The organism is Cellulosilyticum lentocellum DSM 5427 (genome assembly GCF_000178835.2).
In the GTDB taxonomy this organism is placed as follows: Bacteria; Bacillota; Clostridia; order Lachnospirales; family Cellulosilyticaceae; genus Cellulosilyticum; species Cellulosilyticum lentocellum.
In genome coordinates this window covers 4,697,620-4,714,237 of the sequence record NC_015275.1, presented here as the reverse complement: position 1 = coordinate 4,714,237, position 16,618 = coordinate 4,697,620, and the positions used below count along the sequence as shown (strand labels likewise).

The following is a 16,618-nucleotide window of genomic DNA, read 5'->3' as shown; positions in this document are numbered from 1 at the left end:
TGCACAAGTTATTAAAGTATTGTCAACATGTGAATAAAGTAATCAACATATATGATAAAAATTTAAAATTTAAAAAGTGAAATAAACGTACTAAACAGTGTGTGGATAAAGTTATTAAGATGAAAAAAAACCTTAAAACATTAAAAAATGCAAAAAAAAAGGAAAAAATATAAGTTATACACAACTTTATCAACAGAATGTGAATAACTTAATGAAATTAACAACTTATCTACAAGTAATTTTATAATATCAAATTACCTGTGGAAAATCAACCTTAGATAAAAAATATCCACAAGATAGAATGTCAAAAAACATGTGGATATTTTGTGTAATAGATATAGAAAGAAATATTTCAAGAGAAATAAGAAAAAAAATAAAGAGAAAAAGATGAAATTAAAGAAAAACTTGAAGTTTAAGTAAAGAAAAGGAAAAAAGTGTAGAAAGGAATAAGTTAAAGTGAATAAATAAGTAAATAGGAATAAAAGTAATAAAGATAGTGGAGCGGTGATAAGTAAAATGTAAAGGGAGTAAAGTTTAATGATCTAAGATATAAGGAGTAGATTATGAATAAGTAGAGGAGTAAAAATAAGAGAAAAGATTATTAAGGTAATGAAATAAAAAGAGGTATATTAGTAGGATAAGGTTATAAAAGAAGTCATAAAAAAAGAGTAGGAGTTTGTTAATTAAAATGATTAAAGTAAAAGTAGCATTAAAGAAGTGGATTAGTAAGTGAATAAAAATCTTGATATAAATAAAAAGGATAGTTAGTAAATAAAATAAGTATATTATTACAGAAGTAATTAAATTATTCGTAGACAAAATAGTAGAAGCATATAATTGAAAGAGTAAAGAAGATAATAATAATATGAAATGAGCAATAAGAGATCAATAATGGGAGATTTAATATAAAAAATAGAGAGCTACTATTAAGGAAAGAATAATTTTTATAAAAGTAGGTAAGGTTAAAAAAGAGTATGAATAATGAAAAGCTATCACAAATATTGTCGTATAAAATATACAGAATTGATAAAACATAAAATAGCATATATAAGGAAGAGGAAATTTAAATTACCAGTTATTTATTCTAATAATATAGTAAGTAAGGCTTGACTACAAATTATAAATCTTCTATACTATCCATAGTGCTTATTTACATTCAATAAGTTTAATGTAAATATTTTTTATTATTGGTGTGAAGATAGATAGCACATGTGCAGTGGCTATTTATCGATTTTTATGTGCATATTGTGTGGTAACTTATCCAATAAAGGAGGTGCTCACAATGAAAATGACTTATCAACCAAAGAAACGTCAAAGAAGTAAAGAACATGGTTTTCGTAAAAGAATGAGAACTAAAAATGGTAGAGCGGTACTCGCTAGAAGAAGAGCAAAAGGTAGAAAAAAACTAACAGCATAAAACAAGGCCGCTTATGTGGCCTTGTTTTGCTATAAAATTTAGGAGTACTAAGTATGAAATATGCGCAGTCGCTAAAGAAAAACTACGAATTTAGAACTGTATATAGAAAAGGAAAATCTTTAGCAAATAAATATTTAGTAGTTTATAGATACAAAAACAACTTGCCTGAGAATCGCTTAGGTATTTCAGTGAGTAAAAAAGTTGGAAATAGTGTAGTACGTAGTCGCGTAACTAGACTTATTAGAGAAAGCTATAGGTTAAACGAAGAGTTTATTGATAAAGAAGGCTGGGATTTTGTAGTTATTGCAAGATCAGCAGCTAATGGTGCATCATATCAAGATATTTCTAATGCACTGATAAATTTATTAAAACAACATAAAGTGTATGTATAATATATAATATTGTGTTAGTGAGATATTGCTATGGCTACAGAAAGGATTATAATTATGAGAAATATCCCTAAGAAAGTAGCACTTATACTTATTAGATTTTATCAAAGAGGAATATCACCTATGCTTGGAGGACACTGTAGGTTTACTCCAACATGTTCACAATACACTTACGAAGCTATCCAAATTCATGGTTTTATAAAGGGCACATTTCTTGGAGTAAAGAGGATATTAAAATGCCATCCATTTCACCCAGTTATGTATGATCCAGTACCAGAGAAAAAGGTAAAAAATAGCGATAAGAAAAACTAGGAGGAATAAAATGGGATTTATTAATGACATTTTTGGTGCCATACTAAGCTTTATTTTTGATGGGGTTATCCTTATATCTCCAGTAGCTGCACTGGGTATATCAATTATTTTATTTACATTAGTAGCACGTATACTTTTAACACCACTTCAATTATCTTCTCAGAGAACATCTAGAGGTATGAGTAAGATTCAACCAGAGATGCAAAAGATACAAAATAAATATAAAGGGAAAAAGGATCAAGAATCTCAGCTTAAACAGAGCCAAGAGATGCAAGCTTTATACAAAAAGTATAAAATTAATCCTTTTGCAGGTTGTTTACCATTATTAATTCAGTTACCATTAATTATGGCTTTATTTAATGTATTACGTGAGCCAGCTAAATACATTGCAAAATTAGGACAAGAGTATACTGTTATTGCAGATAAAATTATGGCCTCTGTATCTAACTATGTAAGTTTACTAGAACCATTTAAATCCAATATTGAGATGACTACTCGTGCAACATTTGATTTAAATAACAACGTGCAGTTAGGACAATTTCTAAGTCATTTAAATACAACACAATGGAATGAATTCTTAAATAAAATGGGTGGTACAGCAGATGTTGTAAGACCGGCTTTAGATCTTAAATATAGCATTGAAAACTTCTTAGGTTTTAATGTAGTAGATACACCAAGTGTCTTAATGAGCACACAATGGTGGGTAATATTAATTCCTATTATTGCAGGTGCATCAACATATATCTTTACTAAACTTACTATGGCAGCAAATGGACAAGTTCAAAGTGCAGCAGCTACTTCAAACAATGGAGCAGCAAATCCAGGTGAATCTATGATGAAAACGATGAATATCGTTATGCCAATCATGACAGGTGTATTTGCATATACTATGCCTATAGGTTTGGCTTTATACTGGATTGCAGGTAACGTGATTATGATGGGACAACAATGGATTGTTAATAAGATTCTAGAAAAACAAGATGCAAAACTTGATGCTCAGCTTGAAAAAGAACGTGAAGAAGCTAGAAAGAATAATAAAATTCAAACTAAAAAAGTAATGAAAAAAGTTCCTGTTGAAAAGAAGCCAGTAACTAAAGTAGAAGCTCAAGTGGAGAGTGATAATAAGCCAAAAACTTATACTAAAAAAGTAATGAAAAAGGTACCTGTTCAAAAGAAAACAGACAGTCAAGAATAGCCCAAAATGAAGGTAAGTAGTTAAAATAATAAACCTATAAAGAGTTGGGGGTATGGATATGAAATCTATTGAAAAAGTAGCAAGAACCGTTGATGAAGCTATAACAGAAGCTCTTATTGAACTTGGAGCAAGTACAGATGAAGTTAATATTGAAATTATATCTAAAGGTTCAAAAGGATTATTAGGAATAGGTGCAAAACAAGCTAAGGTTAAAGTTACACTTAAAGAAGATGTAGTTAAAGAAGATATTGAGCTTCAAGTAAGCAAAGTTGAAGCAAAGGTAGAACCGGTTATTAAAGAAAAACCAGCATCAACTAAAAAAGCCGAAGTAATAAAAGACTCAGAAGATGCAGTTATAGTAACTGAAGAAGAGCTAAATAGAGTCATAGAACGTGCCAAAGACTTCTTATATAAGTTATTAAAAGAAATGAATATTGATTGTGAAGTAAAAGCTCAGGTTGTTAATAATAACCGTATCAGTATTTGTTTAGAAGGTAAAAATATGGGTACAATAATAGGTAAGAGAGGTGAAACTCTCGATGCTATTCAATACCTTGTTAATATTGTTGCCAATAAAGAAAGACAAGAGTATATTAAAATTATGTTAGATACTGAGAACTATAGAGCAAGAAGAGAAGAAACACTCAAAAATCTTGCTTATAAACTCAGTAAAAAGGCTCAGAAAACGAGAAAACCAATTATACTTGAACCAATGAATCCATATGATCGTCGTATCATTCATTCAGCACTTCAAGATAGTAAAATTGTAAAAACGCATAGTGAAGGTAAAGAACCATTTAGAAGAGTGGTTATTACACCTAACTATCAAAATAGATCATATAGATAAAACCAGTTTAATACTGGTTTTTTTTTTAGAAAGGATGAACCACGTTGTTATTTGAAGATACTATTGCAGCTATATCTACTCCAATTGGTGTTGGTGGGATTGGCATTATTAGAGTGAGTGGAAAAGAAACAATAGAAATTGTTGATAAAGTATTTAGAGCGGCCAATAAAAAATCTCTTAAGAAAGTAGATTCCCACACAATTACCTATGGACATATTGTAAGTGATAGTGGTAAAGTTCTAGATGAGGTACTAATCATGTTAATGAAAGGACCTAGAACTTTTACAAGAGAAGATATTATAGAAATTAACTGTCATGGTGGTCCAGTACCATTAAATGCAGTGTTAATGGAAGTTATTAAAGCTGGAGCAAGAATGGCTGATAATGGAGAGTTTACAAAAAGAGCTTTCTTAAATGGTCGTATAGATTTAGCACAAGTAGAAGCTATTATGGACATTATTGAATCTAAAACAGAACTTTCATTGTCACAAGCAGTTGGTCAACTTGAAGGAAATTTGTCAAAAAAAATTAAGGAATACCAAGATACTTTAATTCAAGTGATAGCTAGAATTGAAGTATCTATTGACTATCCAGAATATGATGATGATGAGCCAATTACTAATGATTTCGAAGCTGAATTAAAAGACTTGCTAGAAGAATTACGAGAACTTTTAAGAACAGCTGATACAGGAAAAATGATTAGAGAAGGTGTTAAAACCGCTATTGTAGGTAGACCTAATGTTGGTAAGTCATCCTTGCTAAATGCCTTACTTGAAGAAAATAAAGCTATTGTTACTGATATTCCAGGTACTACAAGAGATGTAGTAGAAGCTTATTTAAATATTGATGGTATACCATTTCAATTACTAGATACAGCAGGAATTAGGGAGACAGAAGATATAGTAGAAAAGATAGGTGTAGAAAGATCTAAATCTTCTATTGAAGAAGCAGATTTAGTATTAATGTTAGTAGATAGTCATGTAGGACTTCTAGATAAAGATCAAGAGATATTAGAGCAAGTAAAAAATAAGCATGTTATTTATATTTTTAATAAAACTGATTTAGAGAACAATATTACCCAGGAAATGTTAGAGACTCACTTTAGTAATGGTGAAGTTATAAAAGTTTCAGCTAAAGAGCAGTCAGGCCTTAATGAATTAAGACAAGCTATGAAGCATTTTGTGATTAAAGGTAGTGCTGCTGTTCATAATGAAGCTACCATTTCTAATCAAAGACAAAAACAATCTCTTATTAATGCAATTAAGAGTTTAGAAAAAGTAATAGATGCTATTGAATTAGGGCTTCCTGAAGATTGCTTAGCAATAGATTTACATGATGCATTCGGCCATCTGGGGATGATCGTAGGTGAATCGTTAAAGGAAGAGATTATTAATCAGTTATTTAGTAGATTTTGTTTAGGAAAGTAGGAGAGAAAAAATGTATGTTGCAGATAAAGTAGACATTGTTGTAATAGGAGGCGGTCATGCGGGTTGTGAAGCTGCACTTGCAGCAGCTCGTATGGGTAAGAAAACTATTATGTTTACAATGTCATTAGATAGCATTGCTATGATGCCATGTAATCCTAATGTAGGGGGAACTTCAAAAGGACATTTAGTAAGAGAGATTGATGCGCTTGGTGGAGAAATGGGAAAGAATATTGATAGAACATATATTCAATCTCGTATGCTTAATACAGCTAAAGGACCAGCTGTACACTCACTTAGAGCACAAGCTGATAAAACTAAATATAGTCATGCAATGAAAAAAGTACTTGAAAACGTAGAAAAATTAATCATTAAACAACAGGAAGTTGTTGAAGTACAAGTAGAAGATGGTAAAGTAAAAGGTGTAGTAACTAATACAGGAGCAATATATGAATGTAAGGCAATTGTTTTAGCAGGAGGTACTTATGTACGTTCTAGATGTCTTACTGGTGAATGTATTGAATATACAGGTCCTAATGGTCTTAAAACTTCTAATAAGTTAAGTGAGGCTTTAAAAGAATTAGGTATTGAATTAAGACGTTTTAAAACAGGAACACCAGCGCGCGTTGATGCTAGAACAGTCGATTTTTCTAAGATGGAACCACAACACGGAGATGAACGCATTGTACCATTTTCTTTTGAAAACAAAGAAAAGGATATTAAAAGAGATCAATATCCTTGCTATTTAACTTATACAAATGAAAAAACACATCAAATTATTAGAGATAATTTACATCGCTCTCCAATGTATTCAGGTGTTATAGAAGGAACAGGGCCAAGATATTGTCCTTCAATTGAAGATAAAGTGGTACGTTTTGCAGATAAAGAGAGGCATCAAGTATTTATTGAGCCAGAAGGCGAAGATACAACAGAGATGTATGTTCAAGGGATGAGTTCATCTTTACCAGAAGAAGTACAAATTGCTATGCTTAGAACGCTTAAGGGACTCGAAAATGTTGAAGTAATGAGAATAGGTTATGCTATTGAGTATGATTGCATTAATCCAATGCAACTTAAACATTCACTTGAACTTAAAGCTATTGAAGGGTTCTTTAGTGCAGGACAAATGAATGGAAGTTCTGGTTATGAAGAAGCAGCAGCACAGGGACTTGTAGCAGGTATTAATGCAGCTTTAAAAGTAGATGGCAGAGACCCTATGATTATTGATAGATCTGAGGGATATATAGGTGTTCTAATAGATGATTTAGTAACCAAGGGAACTAAGGAACCGTATCGTATGATGACATCAAGAGCTGAATACAGATTACTTTTAAGACAAGATAATGCAGACCTTCGTTTAACGCAAAAAGGTTATGAAGCAGGTCTTATATCAGCGGGAAGATATGAACGTTTTGCAGCTAAGAAATCAGCGATTGATGCCGAGCTTGAAAGATTAAAACATGTATATGTGGGAACAAGTGAAAAGGTACAAGCTATATTAGAGAAAAAAGGAAGTACACCTCTTCGTTCAGGTATTGCATTAGCTGAAATTTTAAAAAGACCAGAGCTTGAATACGAAGATTTTACTGAAGTAGATACAGATAGACCAGATTTATCACTTGATGTTATTGAACAAGTTATGATTGAATTACGCTATGAAGGCTATATCACAAGACAAATGCGCCAAGTAGAGCAGTTTAAAAAGTTAGAAAAAAGACTTATTCCAGCAGATATTAATTACGATGATGTCTATAGTTTAAGACTTGAAGCTAAACAAAAGCTTGAACAAGTAAGACCTATTTCTATTGGTCAAGCTTCACGTATTTCAGGGGTTTCACCAGCTGATATTTCAATGTTATTAGTTTATTTAGAGCAAAGAAACCGCAGCCACAAAGATGAAAGTACTGAGAAAGAGGAAGTTTAATGAAACAATTATTATTAGATGGAGCAAAAGAATTAGGAATTAACCTAACTGAAACTCAATTAAATCAGTTTATGATGTACAAGTCATTGTTACAGGAATGGAATGAAAAGATGAATTTAACAGCTATTACAGAAGATAGAGAAGTAATGACAAAACACTTCCTAGATTGTATGACCATTCAAAAAGCAATTGACATGAATACTCAAAAAACAGTCATTGATATTGGAACAGGTGCAGGTTTTCCTGGTTTAGTCATTAAAATAGCATTTCCTCATTTAGAATTAACCTTAGTTGATGCTTTAAAAAAACGATTAACTTTTTTAGAAGAAGTGATTAATCAATTAGGACTTAAAGGAATAAAATGTATTCATTCTAGAGCAGAGGATTTAGGTAAAAATAAAGCTTATCGTGAAGGATTTGATATCTGTGCTTCTAGAGCAGTAGCAAATTTAGCTGTGCTTAGTGAATATACTTTACCTTTTGTAAAAATAGATGGCTATCTTATGGCCCTAAAAGGTCAAAAGATAGAGGAGGAATTAGAGCAAGGGAAAAAAGCAATTAAAATATTAGGTGGTCAACTTGAAGAAGTTATTCATGCAGGCGTACCATTTACAGAGCTAGATCATAAAATTGCTAAGATTAGAAAAGTAAAACCAACCGCGACTAAATATCCAAGAAAAGCAGGAGAACCGACAAAAGCTCCTCTTGGAGTATAAAATATAACATGTAAAATTATAGACTATTAGTTATCAGGATAATAGTCTATAATTTTTTTATATAGGAACCTGCATCAGGGATAAAGATAATAGTCTAGAAGAATATATGATGTGGATAAATAAATAAAAAATAAGTTGTGGATAATAATAAAATAAAAGCTATAAAATTTATCAACAGGTATAAGATGATTAAAAAGCAAGGGGACTATATAGTTTTATCAAATACAAAGGATACAATGGAGTTGGTTGTAACGGGGATGAATTTCCAATAAGCAGGTAAGTTATTCTAGATACTTATATAAAATCGACAGAGAGATAAGTTACATAAGGAGAGGTTAAGAACACAAATAGGAAAAAATATTTTAAAAAATTAGGTGAATACCATACTGATAACATATATAAGTGAAGTAAATAAGATAAAACTTTCTAGCATTCTCAGTGCCAATTATCAGCTACTATTGTAGTCAGCGCTAGCACTTGCGATCAATATAAGTTGAAAAGAAAGATTGAGTAGCTTATTCCTCTATATTGTATTACCAGTTTCCAAAGTATGAAAGCTTTCGGACCTATAACATATGGATAGCTTTTATGTACCCCTCCTGGTAAATGTTTTTTTGAACTACCTTATATATTTTGAAGATCTTCTGAAGGAAACTGAGGGGTATTCCTAAGGCCGATAGAAAAGATGTAAAAGTAGTGTTGACCAAGATACCAGGTTGGGTATTAAAATAAGCTTAAGTGCACATAAAAATGAACTTAGGCTTATTTGCAGTGTATATTTTAATGATTTTTAGGCTATAACAGATACTATGGTCTGTTTTTGTTTATATCATATAAAAAAGTAGAAAAGTGTTCGAATTATTATATTATGGCTTTTATAGGTAAAATATGTTATACTGATAGATAGCAAAACTGTTATTTTAGAGGGGAGCAGAACTTAAATGCAAAAAGATTTAAAAATAGAACATGTTGCAATTGACCGCGTTATACCTAACCCATATCAACCTAGAAAGGTATTTAGTGATGCGGCATTACAAGAACTTGCAGATTCTATTTTAGAACATGGACTAATGCAACCTATTACAGTAAGAATGATAGGTAACTCCTATGAGCTTATTGCAGGAGAACGAAGATTAAAAGCATCTAAATTAGCTGGACTTGAAACTATACCTGCAGTAATTGTAGAAGTAACCACAAAAGATAGTGCCGTACTTGCTCTAATTGAAAATTTACAGCGTGAGAACTTAAATTTCCTAGAAGAGAGCCAAGCTTATCATAAAATTATGCAAGACTATGGTTATACCCAACAGGAATTGGCAGCAACATTAGGTAAAAATCAATCTACAGTAGCTAATAAACTAAGGGTATTAAAATTGTCTCCAATGGTTCAAAAATTACTAGTAGAAAACAATTTAACAGAAAGACATGCAAGAGCACTGTTAAAGTTACCTAATGAAGAATATCAGTTAATGGCTTTAGAAAAGGTCATTAAACAGGAGCTTAATGTAAAAAGAACAGAACAAATCATTGAACAGATGCTAGTGGATGTCACCAAAGAAGATATGATTAAACACAAAGCTAATCAAAAGGTAAAATCATATATAAGAGATATGAGATTAGTTACTAACACAATTACAGAAGCTGTTAATTTAATTCAAAAAGCAGGTGTAGATGCAAAATACACTATGAAAGAACATGCAGACAGCTATGAAATTAGAATTAAAATACCAATCAACCAATAGTTTACATAAAAATCATGCGACTTCTAGTTAGAATAGAAAGTCGCTTTTATTTTGAGTAAAAGATTAATTTAATCAAATGCTTAATATGTATTACTATAGGTAACAATAAAGCAATGAGGTATTTTATTTCTTGTAGATTTCGAATATGAGGAAGAGTTTAATGTAATGATAGAAAAATGAGACTTATATTGAAAGGTAGAATGAATGGTTGCATTAAACATATAAATAGGTATTGATCGTAGAAAAATAAGATAAAGAAAATCACTAATTAAATTTGAAAGGCTATGAGTAGTATGATGAGTAGGTTAATAGAAGATAATCTGTAATATAACTTGATATAATGTATATATTTCGATAAAATATAATAATACATTGAGTGGACGAAGGAGAATATAAATGAAAGATTTTAAATTAGAGTTAGCCAAGCTTTTAAATACAAAAATTGATACATTATCAGTAGAAGAAATTTATGGCATGATTGAAGTACCTAATAATGTGGCTATGGGTGATTATGCATTTCCATGTTTTAAATTAGCTAAAGCTTTAAGAAAGGCACCTCCTATGATTGCAAAAGATATTGTAGATACTTTAGGTGAAATTGATTTTATAGAAAAAGCTGAGAACGTAAATGCTTATATTAACTTTTTTCTTAATAGATCTGTGTTTGTAAAAGAGATTTTATTAGCAGTATTAGCTGATAGAGAAAGTTATGGTTTGGCAAAAGAAAAGAATAAAGGAAATGTTGTTGTTGACTATTCTTCACCAAATATTGCGAAGCCATTTCATGTAGGACACTTGCGTTCGACAGTAATAGGTAACAGTTTATATCATATTTTTGAAGCATTAGGGTATAATTGCATAGGTGTTAATCATTTAGGTGACTGGGGAACACAGTTTGGTAAATTAATTGTAGCTTATAAGAAATATTCTAGTAAAGAAGAAGTTGAAGAAAAAGGTATTTCTGAGTTACTTAGAATTTATGTATTATTCCATGACGAAGCAAAAGAGCATCCTGAAATGGATCAAGAAGCAAGAAATTATTTTACAAAAATGGAACAAGGTGATGAAGAAGCATTAGCACTTTGGAAATGGTTTAAAGAAGTGAGTTTAAATGAATTTGAGAGAGTATATAAGATGCTAGGTGTAACTTTTGATAGTTACAATGGTGAAGCTTTTTATAATGATAAGATGGATGCAGTTATTAAAGACTTAGAAGATAAAGGACTTATTGAGATAAGTGAAGGTGCAAAAATCGTACGTTTAGATGAAGAGAATATGGCACCATGTTTAATTACTAAAAATGATGGTAGCTCATTATATGCTACTCGTGATATTACAGCAGCTAAATATCGTAAAGAAACTTATGAGTTTAAAAAATGTATTTATGTTACAGCACTCCAACAAAATCTTCACTTTGCACAATGGTTTAAGGTGATTGAAAAAATGGAATGGGACTGGGCAAAAGATTTAGTTCATGTACCATTCGGTATGGTAAGTATGGAAGGTGGTGCTAAATTATCTACCCGTTCTGGAAATGTTATTTTCTTAGAAGATATCTTAAAAGAAGCAGTAGACAAAACAAAGAAAATTATTGAAGAAAAAAATCCAGATCTTGATAATAAAGATGAGGTTGCAAATCAAGTAGGTATTGGTGCAGTTATTTTTGATGATATGTATAATAATATTATTAAAGACATTCAATTCTCATGGGAACGTGTTTTAGACTTCCAAGGAGAAACTGGTCCATACGTACAATATACTCATGCAAGGGCGTGTAGCTTACTTAAAAAAGCAGGATTAGATATTGATAATTTACCAGATCTTGAAATATCAGAATCAGCGATTGCAGATGATACTGTTTTAGCAGTAGCAAAAGAATTAGCTGATTTTAAAAATGTAATTGAATCAGCAGCAGCTAATTTTGAACCATCTTATATTGCAAGGTATGCAGTAGATTTAGCACAAGCTTTCAATAAATTTTATAATGAACAACCAATTCTAGTAGGAGATGAAGCAGTGAAAAATTCAAGATTAGCAGTTGTTATAGCTACAAAATATACTATTAAGAATGCGTTACACTTGCTAGGGATTAAAGCACCTGTACAAATGTAATATTATGGCGAAAGGTAGAAAATCTAAGTCGGATTTTCTACCTTTTTTGATATGTTTCACGTGAAACATCTATGTTAATGTTTTAAAATGTTTCACGTGAAACATATAGGAAGTACATATTATCGAAAATAACAAAACAAAAGTAAATAGAAAATAAAACAGATGTTTTTAAACATAATTAGCTAATAAAATGACTTGTTAAAAATTAGTATAATGAATTACGCTAGTTCAGTATGAGAATAATTATAAAGTAATCTAGTTATAAATTATGAAATGGCATAACGAGAAAAATAGATTCTTCCTTTGTAATAAAATATATAATATGAAAGAATAGATAGTACTGAGAGATAAATACGGAAAACTTTATAAGTAAAACTTATCAAAATACTAGCATAAACAGTTTATAAAAAAACTATCCTATGATATACTTGATTAAAGAAGTACAGAAGAAAAAGAAGGAGAATGTTATGGGTAAAATCATTGCAGTAGTTAACCAAAAAGGTGGAGTTGGAAAGACAACTACAGTTGTCAATTTAGCAGCTGCACTCGTTGAAAAAAAGAAAAAGGTTCTAATTGTAGATATTGACCCGCAAGGAAATGCAACAAGTGGTTGCGGTGTACTAAAAGGTCAAAACCAAGCAACAATATATGATGTTTTAGTAAATGAAGCAAATATAAAAGATGTAATAAAAAAAGCAGAGCATGAAAATATATACATTATACCTTCCAATATGAATTTAGCAGGAACAGAAGTAGAGCTAGTAAACACAAAGCAACGTGAATTTATCCTTAAGAAACAGCTAGAGACAGTAAGCGATGAGTATGATTACATATTTATTGACTGCCCGCCAGCAGTTAATATCCTTACTATTAATGCTTTAACTGCTTCAAATTCTGTACTTATACCAATGCAGTGTGAGTATTACGCGTTAGAAGGGTTATCACAATTAGTACAGACTATTGGATTGGTAAAAAAGAATACGAATAATAAGTTGGTTTTAGAAGGAATTCTATTTACTATGTATGACAATAGAACTAACTTATCTTCACAAGTAGTAAAAGAAGTAAAAAATCATTTTAGTAGTACAGTATATAATACTAAAATTACAAGAAGTGTAAGATTAAGCGAAGCACCAAGTTTTGGTATGTCTTGTATTTGTTATGACCCAAAATCAAAAGGTTCAGAACAATATAGATCATTAGCAAAGGAATTTATAGAAAGGAACAAATAATAATGAAGCCACAAAGAGGATTAGGGAGAGGATTAAATGCGCTCTTGTCAGATGAAGCACTAAATATAACAGCAGAAGGCGAAGCAACAATTAAAATTGTAGATATCAATGATATTGAACCAAATTTTGGACAACCAAGAAAGAAATTTAGTGAAGAAGAATTACAAGAGTTAAGCCAATCTATATTAGAATATGGTGTCATACAGCCGCTCATTGTAAGAGAAAAAAATAATAAATATGAAATAGTAGCAGGAGAAAGACGTTATAGAGCTGCAAGATTAGCTGGTTTAACAGAGCTTCCTATTATTATTAAGCTCTTTTCTGATCAACAAACTCTAGAGGTTGCTTTGATTGAAAATATACAGAGAGAAGACCTTAATCCTATGGAATTAGCTTGTGCATACAGCTTATTAATGGAACACTTTGATTTAACACAAGAACAAGTAGCTGATAAAGTAGGTAAAAGTAGAACAGCTGTAACTAATATCATGAGATTATTAAAATTAACGCCATATGTACAAGAAAAGTTAAGAGAAGATGCTATTAGCTATGGCCATGCGAGAGCTATTCTTGCGGTAAAAGATATAAAACTGCAAAAACAACTTACTGATTTAGTAATTGAAAAACAACTAAGTGTACGAGAAATAGAAAAATATATTCAAAACTTATCAAGTATTAAGGATAAAAAGAAAAAAGATAAAGAAAAAGAATTATACAATCCATTCTATAGAGAAATACAAGAAGACTTACAACGTGTTTTAGGAACAAGAGTAGCTATTTCTAAAGGGGCCAAAAAGGGGAAAATAGAAATAGAGTATTATTCAGATGAAGAATTATCTAGAATCATACAAATTATTAATGCTAATAAGTAAAATGAAAGAAGATGAGTAAATGACATGGAACAAATAGAGTTATTAATAAATGATTATTTAATTTATATCGTATTAGGGTTAGGTTTATTAGTTATTATACTTATGATTTTAGTATGTGTTAATGCGGCTAAAATGAAAAAAATCCAGCGTAGGTATGAAATGTTTATGTCTAAAGAAGATATTAATTTAGAAGAACTGTTAGTCCAGTATACTAAGAAACTCAATGTTTTATTACAAAATGAAAAGGAAATGCAAACCTCTATTGAATATATGGAAAAAACCGTTAAGAATTGCGTTCAAAAAGTGGGAGTAGTAAGATATCAAGCTATTGCTAATATGGGAGCCGATTTATCATATACAGTAGCTTTATTAGATGAACAGAATGATGGAGTAGTATTAAATGGAATCTATGGTAGAGATGGATGTTATACATATGCTAAACCAATCAATGCAGGTAAGTCTACTTATAATTTATCAGAGGAAGAAATTCAAGCAATAGAACAAGCAATGAATAAAAAGAGTATGTAATTCACATACTCTTTTCTTATAAAAGGATAAAGGAAAGTTAAAATGAATGGAATAACAAAAGTAAAACAAATGTTCTTTAATAAACAGTTTATATGTTTTTTAATTATTGGATGTATTAATTCATTGAGTGGTATTGTCTTTTCTTGGTTTTATTCAGTAATAATGGGACCCATTATTGCCTTTATACCGGGTTATATAAGTGGAATTGTTGTGTCGTATGTTTTAAATAGTGTATTTACCTTCAAAGAAGGATTCTCATTAGAGAGGTTCATTAAATTTGCACTCTCTACAATTCCTAATTTCTTAATACAGTTTATTGCCGTTTTGATTATTGTTAATATATTAGGGCTTCATAAATTGGTTGCTTATGCATTAGCAGCTATAGTGGGTGTACCAGTGACTTTTATTATCTTAAAACTTTTTGTATTTATAAAAAGATAAGAGAGAAAAAGAACTATAAAATGATTTAAATCATTTTATAGTTCTTTTTCTGATATATAGTGAGTAATACGATAAGGATTGTTACTAAAATACTAAATAAATTGAACCATTTAATACTTAAGATACATAAGAAAAACATTAATAAAAGTAAAAAGAAGTGAAAAATACATATCATACGAATGATTTTAAAGGTATCTTTTTTTTCATACATATACCAAGTATATACAAGTAATATAATTTGCAAGATGATGAGAATAAGTATATAGAGCAATACATAGGTGGTCAAAGGTATATACCAGGGCGAAATAGGTATTTTAGAAGAAAAAAGGAAAAAAGATATACCTAATAACAAGTATTGCAGATAACGGCAGATGGTTAGATTCTTTGTTGAAAGCTTAGAATTCATTTAAATAGCCTTTCTAGGTAAAGTAAGCATTAATAGACATCTAATCATGAATAATGTCATCTAAAAGTGAACGAATGTGGTCGTAATTAATAGTCCAACCAATACTTCCTGGGTTAATAACAATACCTGAAAAATTATTTTGAGATAAAACAAATTTCCATAACCATTCCGCAGGAACAGAGATTGTATTAATAGATTCCTTACACCAACTTTGAAGTTCAGTAGTAGTAGTAAAGGCTGGAAGGTATACTTCTCGCTCTTTGGTAGAGCAGATTAGTAAATGTAAATCATCATATTTACTAATAGTTATCTGAGTAGAATTTTCAGCAGAATTATCACTAGGGAAAAAGCCAATCAGGTAGTTAATGGTGTTTAAATAACTACCAAGCTTGTCTTGGTTTTCTTCAGTAGGATGATCTGCATAAATATTAAATAATTCATAAAATGTATCATTATGTAGTGGTAGATTAATATCTAAGGTAACGTGATTAGAGGTTTCAGGTGATGAATGATTAGGATTAAGATTATAAAAGTTATACATAGAAAGTCCCCTTTAATAAAATAAAATTTATATTTATCATAGCATATATAACGTAAAAATGGAATGTGAACCTTTATTTGGAATTTTGATTAGTCATAAATTCTTTAATATATGGAGAGGTAAGTAAAAGAGCGCCTGAAACAAGATAAATTATACTTATAATAAGAAGAATGAAATTACCTGAACTAGTATATTGTAAGAGTAGTATAATACTTGAAAAGGCAAGAATAACACATAATATCCATTTTGCCCAAGCGTTACCTTTATAGCAGAATATGACTAAAGCAATCTCTATTAATAATCTAAAAATACCCTGACTAATAGTGTAGCTGATAAGACTCGGTTCTTCAAGGAATGTATAGATAGAAAAAACAGTAGATAGCAAATCAAATAAAATAGCGATACAGCCAATAGTAAGAAGCAAGTTTCTACCTTTAATTTCAGATTTCATAAAAGCCTCCTTGGATTATACAAAAGAATATAAATATATAAGTGTATCATAGCATAATTAGTGTGAAAA

Annotated in this window: 16 protein-coding genes; 14 read left to right on the top strand and 2 right to left on the bottom strand. The window is 30.3% G+C overall.

Annotated elements, in window-relative coordinates; genetic code table 11:
* Positions 1 to 1,282: 1,282 nt before the first annotated feature.
* The 14 genes from rpmH (at position 1,283) to CLOLE_RS21350 (ending at position 15,151) form a co-directional block, all read left to right on the top strand.
* On the top strand, positions 1,283 to 1,417 hold the full coding sequence (gene rpmH / locus CLOLE_RS21415; protein ID WP_013659213.1) for a 50S ribosomal protein L34: 135 nt from the start codon (positions 1,283 to 1,285) through the stop codon (positions 1,415 to 1,417).
* A gap of 53 nt (positions 1,418 to 1,470) precedes the next feature.
* The gene (gene rnpA / locus CLOLE_RS21410) at positions 1,471 to 1,809 is read left to right on the top strand and encodes a ribonuclease P protein component (RefSeq protein WP_013659212.1); all 339 of its coding nucleotides are present in this window, start codon (positions 1,471 to 1,473) and stop codon (positions 1,807 to 1,809) included.
* Positions 1,810 to 1,839: 30 nt separating this feature from the next.
* The gene (gene yidD / locus CLOLE_RS21405; RefSeq protein WP_013659211.1) at positions 1,840 to 2,118 is read left to right on the top strand and encodes a membrane protein insertion efficiency factor YidD; all 279 of its coding nucleotides are present in this window, start codon (positions 1,840 to 1,842) and stop codon (positions 2,116 to 2,118) included.
* Between the two features lie 10 nt (positions 2,119 to 2,128).
* Positions 2,129 to 3,313, top strand: a complete 1,185-nt coding sequence (locus tag CLOLE_RS21400) for a YidC/Oxa1 family membrane protein insertase (RefSeq protein ID WP_013659210.1) — start codon at positions 2,129 to 2,131, stop codon at positions 3,311 to 3,313.
* A 58-nt stretch (positions 3,314 to 3,371) separates the two neighbouring features.
* A complete protein-coding gene (gene jag / locus CLOLE_RS21395; protein WP_013659209.1) occupies positions 3,372 to 4,160 on the top strand; it encodes an RNA-binding cell elongation regulator Jag/EloR in 789 nt (262 codons plus the stop codon).
* Positions 4,161 to 4,204: 44 nt separating this feature from the next.
* On the top strand, positions 4,205 to 5,587 hold the full coding sequence (mnmE, locus tag CLOLE_RS21390) for a tRNA uridine-5-carboxymethylaminomethyl(34) synthesis GTPase MnmE (RefSeq protein ID WP_013659208.1): 1,383 nt from the start codon (positions 4,205 to 4,207) through the stop codon (positions 5,585 to 5,587).
* Positions 5,588 to 5,597: 10 nt separating this feature from the next.
* Positions 5,598 to 7,508, top strand: a complete 1,911-nt coding sequence (gene mnmG / locus CLOLE_RS21385; RefSeq protein ID WP_013659207.1) for a tRNA uridine-5-carboxymethylaminomethyl(34) synthesis enzyme MnmG — start codon at positions 5,598 to 5,600, stop codon at positions 7,506 to 7,508.
* Positions 7,508 to 8,224 (top strand): 16S rRNA (guanine(527)-N(7))-methyltransferase RsmG, encoded by a 717-nt coding sequence (gene rsmG / locus CLOLE_RS21380; RefSeq protein ID WP_013659206.1) that lies wholly within the window; start codon positions 7,508 to 7,510, stop codon positions 8,222 to 8,224. Before mnmG ends, rsmG begins: the two co-directional genes overlap by 1 nt.
* 941 nt (positions 8,225 to 9,165) lie before the next feature.
* On the top strand, positions 9,166 to 9,966 hold the full coding sequence (noc, locus tag CLOLE_RS21375) for a nucleoid occlusion protein (protein ID WP_013659205.1): 801 nt from the start codon (positions 9,166 to 9,168) through the stop codon (positions 9,964 to 9,966).
* Positions 9,967 to 10,362: 396 nt separating this feature from the next.
* Positions 10,363 to 12,078 (top strand): arginine--tRNA ligase, encoded by a 1,716-nt coding sequence (gene argS, locus CLOLE_RS21370; protein ID WP_013659204.1) that lies wholly within the window; start codon positions 10,363 to 10,365, stop codon positions 12,076 to 12,078.
* 467 nt (positions 12,079 to 12,545) lie between these two features.
* Entirely contained in the window at positions 12,546 to 13,310 is a 765-nt protein-coding gene (locus tag CLOLE_RS21365; RefSeq protein WP_013659203.1) for a ParA family protein, read from the top strand.
* A 2-nt stretch (positions 13,311 to 13,312) separates the two neighbouring features.
* The gene (locus tag CLOLE_RS21360; RefSeq protein WP_013659202.1) at positions 13,313 to 14,182 is read left to right on the top strand and encodes a ParB/RepB/Spo0J family partition protein; all 870 of its coding nucleotides are present in this window, start codon (positions 13,313 to 13,315) and stop codon (positions 14,180 to 14,182) included.
* Between the two features lie 24 nt (positions 14,183 to 14,206).
* Positions 14,207 to 14,710, top strand: coding sequence for a DUF4446 family protein (locus tag CLOLE_RS21355; protein WP_013659201.1), 504 nt, complete (start codon positions 14,207 to 14,209; stop codon positions 14,708 to 14,710).
* Positions 14,711 to 14,752: 42 nt separating this feature from the next.
* Positions 14,753 to 15,151: a GtrA family protein gene (locus CLOLE_RS21350; RefSeq protein ID WP_013659200.1), complete on the top strand. Its 399-nt coding sequence runs from the start codon at positions 14,753 to 14,755 to the stop codon at positions 15,149 to 15,151.
* A 446-nt stretch (positions 15,152 to 15,597) separates the two neighbouring features.
* Here CLOLE_RS21350 and CLOLE_RS21345 read toward each other — a convergent pair whose 3' ends face one another.
* Entirely contained in the window at positions 15,598 to 16,098 is a 501-nt protein-coding gene (locus CLOLE_RS21345) for an SseB family protein (protein WP_013659198.1), read from the bottom strand.
* A 73-nt stretch (positions 16,099 to 16,171) separates the two neighbouring features.
* On the bottom strand, positions 16,172 to 16,549 hold the full coding sequence (locus CLOLE_RS21340) for a hypothetical protein (protein WP_013659197.1): 378 nt from the start codon (positions 16,547 to 16,549) through the stop codon (positions 16,172 to 16,174).
* Positions 16,550 to 16,618: the final 69 nt, after the last annotated feature.